The sequence below is a fragment of the Halanaerobium sp. genome (assembly GCF_003070835.1).
This window is the reverse complement of record NZ_QBLR01000228.1, coordinates 1-5,512: the sequence shown is the minus strand read 5'-3', so window position 1 is coordinate 5,512 and position 5,512 is coordinate 1. Positions and strand designations below refer to the sequence as shown.

Here is a 5,512-nt window from a genome sequence, read left to right as displayed (position 1 = left end):
AATGGATCAGAGCGGTGGTAGTACCCCAGGAGCTTTAGCAGATTATGGTATTAAAGAGACTGAATATGAAACTAAAGCAGAAATGTTTGAGCTTGTTCAGGCAATGAGGACCAGGGTCATCACAAGTTCTTCTTTTAGTTCAGATTATATTTTAGGGGCAATCTTATTCAAACATACCATGAATAACAAAATGGAGGGCAAATATACTGCTGAATATCTCTGGCAGGAAAAAGGAATACTGCCGATACTTAAAGTTGATCAGGGTACAGAAGAAAAAGAAAATGGAGTTCAGCTGATGAAGCCAATGACTGAACTGGATAATCTGCTCGAGGAAGCAAAGAAGCATAATATTTTTGGAACTAAAATGAGATCTGTGATTCATAGTGCAAATCCCAAAGGAATTAAAGAAATTGCAGCACAGCAGTTTGAATATGGTAAAAAGATCTATGAAGCTGGATTTATCCCAATTTTAGAACCAGAAGTAAATATAGAAAGTGATGATAAGCTTGAATCTGAGAAAATTTTAAAAGAGGAAATCTTAAAGCTGCTTGAAACCTTAGATTATGAGCAGTATATATTCAAACTTTCAATTCCAAGTCAGCCAGATTTTTATAAGGAAATTATTGAACATCCAAATGTAGTTAGGTTGGTAGCTTTATCTGGTGGTTATAGTCAGAAGGAAGCTGTAGATAAGCTTTCTAAAAATCATAATATGATTGCAAGTTTTTCCAGAGCTCTACTTCAGGACCTGAAAGTTGATCAGTCAGACGAAAAATTTAATCAGGTGCTTAAAGATGCAGTATCTAAAATCTATCAGGCTTCAATAACTTAAGCGGAGTTTAAAAACGCTTGTTTGCGACATAAAGCTGATAAAAAATAACGCCGGGAAACCGGCGATTTAAATTTGTCTAATCTTCATATTTCAATTCTATTTATTTTATTAGAAAGTTTCTTTCCTAATTTAGAAAATTTTTTTAAATTCTTCTTGAAGTGCTGGATGACGAGGATATTTTTCAAGAATATTTTGGATATAATCTTCCCATTTTGATGAAGATTTTAGAATTTTTGTATATATTTCTTTTATAATTAAAGCAATTTGGGCACCGCTTTGGTAACTAGAACGGTTTTTGTTATTTATATAACCTTGTACTTTCTGACTATAGTAATCTATCATTTCGTGTGGGAATTTATTGATTAGTAATTCACTGAAATTATCAGGATATATTTTGTTGGCCATTACTAATTTTAGTATTTCTTCGTAATTTTTTTGAGATTCATATATTAAAGCAAGCTCATTATTATATCTGGAATATTTACTTTCTTTTAAATAACTTATTAAATCATTTTTTATCTGTTTTTTATCATCTTTTTTGCAGTTATCCAAAACAGATAGATATTTTTCAAATGAGGGGGACTCTTTATATTCTTTGATTAGATATTCCAGAGTTTTCTGGTAATTATTTTGTTTCTGATAATATTTTTTCAGGAAAGTAATATTATCTATAATGCGTCCTTCTCCCTCTTTTTCACCTTTTAAGGCAATTTGAACTGCTTTTTCTTCCTGGTCAATATCTTGATAATAGCAAGCTAACTTATAATAATCCATTCCATATTTAAGTTGTTTTTTTCTGAGTTTTAAATATTTTTCTTCATTATGTAATTTATTCAAATATATTTTCATTATTAATTCCTGATCATATCTACTACCAGATTTTTTTAGATGCTGAATTATTAATTCCCAGTCATCTTTGTTCCGGGCTGTACTATATACAATATCAAGGGTCGGGTCATCTAAGCCAGAATTACCTATTAAATATTCTCCCATAAATTCATTGATAATTTCATGTCGTAAAGAAGAAGGGATATCTAATTTGTTAATTAATTTCTCCATTTCATTAATAAACTCAAAAAAATTATTTTCTTCGTTGATAGGACCTCCACCATATTGATTGAACTCCATTAGAATAGCAAATGCCTGGTTTTTTAAACTTTTAAGCTTTTCAAGGTATAATTCATTACTCATTTTACCCTTATCCTGAATAAAATTTAAAACTTTAGATTTAGAATTATCATTTTCATAAACAAATTCACCAAGCAGTTCTGTTAGCTCTTCTCTAGTTAAAGACTTAAAAAGCCGATCCAGTTCATTTTTTAATTTGGCTTTTTCTTTTTTAACTTTCCGGAAAGCTTCTTTATCATTGCACCAGTATAACCCAAGGGCAACCAGGTGCTTGCAAATTCCACCCCAATCATAAGGACAGCTGCAGTGATTACTGGAAGGATCATCAATATTCATTTCAACATCATATAAAGAAAAACTGCTTCCTGATACTTCAGCTTTAATAGTGTTTCCGTCAATAAGTGGATTATTAACTAGATTCATTTGGTAATAGTTTATTCCTTTTTGAAAAGACTGCTCTGCTGCCATTTTTTCTAAATCTTCTATCGAAAGACTCATATAAATCACCTCTGTTATATTATATAAAATTAGATTTATATCAGCAAGTTATATTTTGCTTATCAGTCTGTTTAACTTTCATTTAAGTTGTTGATAATATATAATTGAGTTAGGTATTAAAGAGATTGAATATCTCTGGCAGAAAAAGGAATACTGTCGATACTTAAAGTTGATCAGCAAGAGATAAAGTCTGAGCTTGAACGTTATTTTTAATATATCAAAAAAATAATTTGGAGGGTTAATTTTTATGAAAGGCAAATGCAAAATTTGTGCAAATGAATATACTCAATCAGGAATGTCCAGACATTTAAAATCATGTCTAAATAAGAATTATGAAAAGATAATTGAAGAAGGTCAGTCTCAGGAAAGCAAATATTATCATATTTATGTCAAGGGTACAAATTGGTCAGACTACTGGCTGCAGCTGCAGGTTAAAGCAGACGCTAAGTTAAGTGATTTTGACAAGTTTTTGCGTGATATCTGGCTCGAATGCTGTAATCATCTGAGTGAATTTGAAATTAATGAGCAGCACTTTACATTCAGTGGACTTAATATGAATCATAAAATCAAAGATGTTTTAAGAGAAAAAACTAAATTTTCATATATCTATGATTTTGGTTCTTATACTAAATTGGATTTGAATGTAGTTAATGTATTTAAAGCAGAGGAAAGAGAAGAAAAGATCAGTGTTCTGGCAAGGAATCACCAGCCTGAAATTAAGTGCAGTCACTGTGATAATCTTGCTGAATTTGTCTGCTCAAGTTGTTATAATGGTGGTTGGTACTGCAGTGACTGTTTTGATAAACATGAAGAAAATGACTGTATGAGAGGAACTGATAATCTACTGCCGGTTGTTAATTCTCCCCGAGTTGGAGTCTGTGCTTATTCTGGAAGTTAAATATTATTTCTCAAGGATTTTGCAAAGGAGTTAAAAAAGATAGCTAGAGAAATCTTCAAAAAATATAACAGCTATAACATGGAAAATCATTTTGATTATTTTCAAGAATAGAGGTGTTAAAAAATGAAACTTAAAGTTGATTTAGAGGATGTATTAGAAGCTTTAGAACTTAGAACCAGAGAGAGCAATTATTTTTATTATAAAAAAACTGGTGAAGTTTTCATGATAATGGATGATGAATTAAGAGCTGGAGAGGAAGATCCTGACCTTGATAAATTTCCAGAATGGCAGCGGGAGAATATTAAGGCTGCAGTTGATATTATCTCAACTGATGACTATATAAGACTTCCGGATGACTATGAAATTGATGCCTATAGTATTATGGAAGATTTTTGCTATTCAATCGAAGATGAAGAACTAAGAGAGGAACTTCTTTATGCTATTCGAGGAAATGGTGCCTTTAGAATGTTTAAAGATAAGATTTATCAGTATGATATAGAAGATCAGTGGTATGATTATAAAGATCAGAGATATAAGGATATAGCAATTGAGTGGTGTGAAGAAAATAATATTGAGTATCAGGAAAATTAGACAGAGAAATAGCTAGGAGGAATTTTAATGGCTTTAAACGAATTATTAAAAAAACGAGTTGAGAAAAGTCTGGATAAATTTTGTGATGAGCGTATACCGGAGAGAGTAAAGGATCAGATTAAGCTGGATTATAATATAAGAGGTAAATATGTAACATTAATTGAAAAGCGTCCACATTATAAAGATCCAGACGAATGGACTGAAATGAAGATAGCTCAGTTTAGATATAATAAAGAAAATAATAAATGGTCATTATACTGGTGGAGACACACTGGAAAATGGTATGAATATGATAATATTGAGCCGACCAGTGATTTTCAGAAACTTGTGGATGAAGTAGATCAAGATCCAACCCATATTTTTTGGGGATAGACTGCTTCTGATTTTTAATTTTTTTAGCTAAAATTTCACCCTATTTAGGGTGAAAAATTAAAATTCACCTGCTGCTCGGTGAAACTAGCAATAAGTCAAAAGTTATTAAGGGTGATAAAATGGCTGCTAAAAAGATAGATTTGATCACAGTTAAAAATGATAAACTTTCTTTAAACATCAAGGGTAAACCTCTGCATCCTGATCACGAAAAAGAATTTCCGGAGGCAAATAAAGCTCAGGCTGTCTGCAGCTTCAGCTCAACTTTAAAAGAGAACTTTGATTTTAAATATCACGATCCAGAAATAGATCAGCTCAAGTTGAGCCCTTATAATTCTATTAAAAGCTATCCCCTCTTTTTTGAATATCAAAACTATGATTTTTATCTGGAAGCCGAAATGCCGATTGAGATCTACCATCCCAATCGCGAGATCAGAGAATCTCTGTCACATCCTAATGATAATCCCAATGTGCTTTACGGCAGCATCAACTTCGGCAGTGATATCGGTTATTCTGAGTTTGAAATTCGCAGTAACTCTCAGGTGGTTTTAACTTTCAAACTGGAAGTTTTTCCGAGTAAAATTGACTACCAAAAGGACTACAATCAGCTTTTAGAGGAAGTCAATAAGGAAGTATATAATTTGGCTTATGATTTTTTGAGAAAGACCTACCAGCAGATGAAAATTTCCGAAAAGCAGAATATCACCGAAGCTGAATTTTTTGTAATTATTGAAAATATTTTTGAAGATTTATTTAAAGCACTTAAAAGAGTAGAAGAGTCACCACACCACAGGATTATTCGAAAGCGTAATGTTAGGCCTGCCGCGAGAGTCAAAAAAGTGGGTCGACAAAGCCTCAAGTGGTTGAATAAAAACAGCCGCCATTATGACCAGGAGCTCAAGCTGCCGGAAAAGATGCTGGCAGTTGAGAAAAAGCTGAGCTATGATAATTTTGAAAATAAGTTTATCAAATGGAGTTTCTCAGAGCTGATCAAAAGGCTTAAACATTTTAAAGTAAATTACCGCAGTTCCAAGCTTAATCCGGATCAGGATTTGATTGCTGAAATCGATAAGATGATCAGAAAGCTTAAATTAAAACTCAAGCATTCATTCTTGGCTGAGGTGGGTGAGCTGCAGAAGATTGATTCGATTTCTTTGGTGCTGCAGATGGCCCCCGGCTACAAGGAATTATATAAA

At 32.3% G+C, this 5,512-nt stretch carries 6 protein-coding genes; 5 read left to right on the top strand and 1 reads right to left on the bottom strand.

Annotated features, from left to right (window positions below):
* Position 1 precedes the first annotated feature (1 nt).
* Entirely contained in the window at positions 2 to 832 is an 831-nt protein-coding gene (locus tag CI949_RS16030; protein WP_290768132.1) for a fructose bisphosphate aldolase, read from the top strand.
* 129 nt (positions 833 to 961) lie between these two features.
* On the opposite strand, the gene CI949_RS16025 is transcribed toward CI949_RS16030, so the two are convergent.
* The gene (locus CI949_RS16025; protein WP_089655477.1) at positions 962 to 2,458 is read right to left on the bottom strand and encodes an SWIM zinc finger domain-containing protein; all 1,497 of its coding nucleotides are present in this window, start codon (positions 2,456 to 2,458) and stop codon (positions 962 to 964) included.
* Between the two features lie 247 nt (positions 2,459 to 2,705).
* Between CI949_RS16025 and CI949_RS16020 the strand changes: the two genes are divergently transcribed.
* From CI949_RS16020 to CI949_RS16005, 4 genes are all read left to right on the top strand, one after another.
* Positions 2,706 to 3,356 carry an IS1096 element passenger TnpR family protein gene (locus tag CI949_RS16020; protein ID WP_110300859.1) on the top strand — a complete coding sequence of 217 codons (651 nt, stop codon included), beginning with the start codon at positions 2,706 to 2,708 and terminating at the stop codon, positions 3,354 to 3,356.
* A gap of 123 nt (positions 3,357 to 3,479) precedes the next feature.
* Positions 3,480 to 3,947 carry a UPF0158 family protein gene (locus tag CI949_RS16015; RefSeq protein WP_110300858.1) on the top strand — a complete coding sequence of 156 codons (468 nt, stop codon included), beginning with the start codon at positions 3,480 to 3,482 and terminating at the stop codon, positions 3,945 to 3,947.
* Between the two features lie 27 nt (positions 3,948 to 3,974).
* Entirely contained in the window at positions 3,975 to 4,319 is a 345-nt protein-coding gene (locus tag CI949_RS16010; protein ID WP_073159546.1) for a DUF3024 domain-containing protein, read from the top strand.
* Between the two features lie 119 nt (positions 4,320 to 4,438).
* The coding region (locus tag CI949_RS16005) for a DUF2357 domain-containing protein (RefSeq protein ID WP_290768124.1) at positions 4,439 to 5,512 on the top strand (1,074 nt) is incomplete at its 3' end.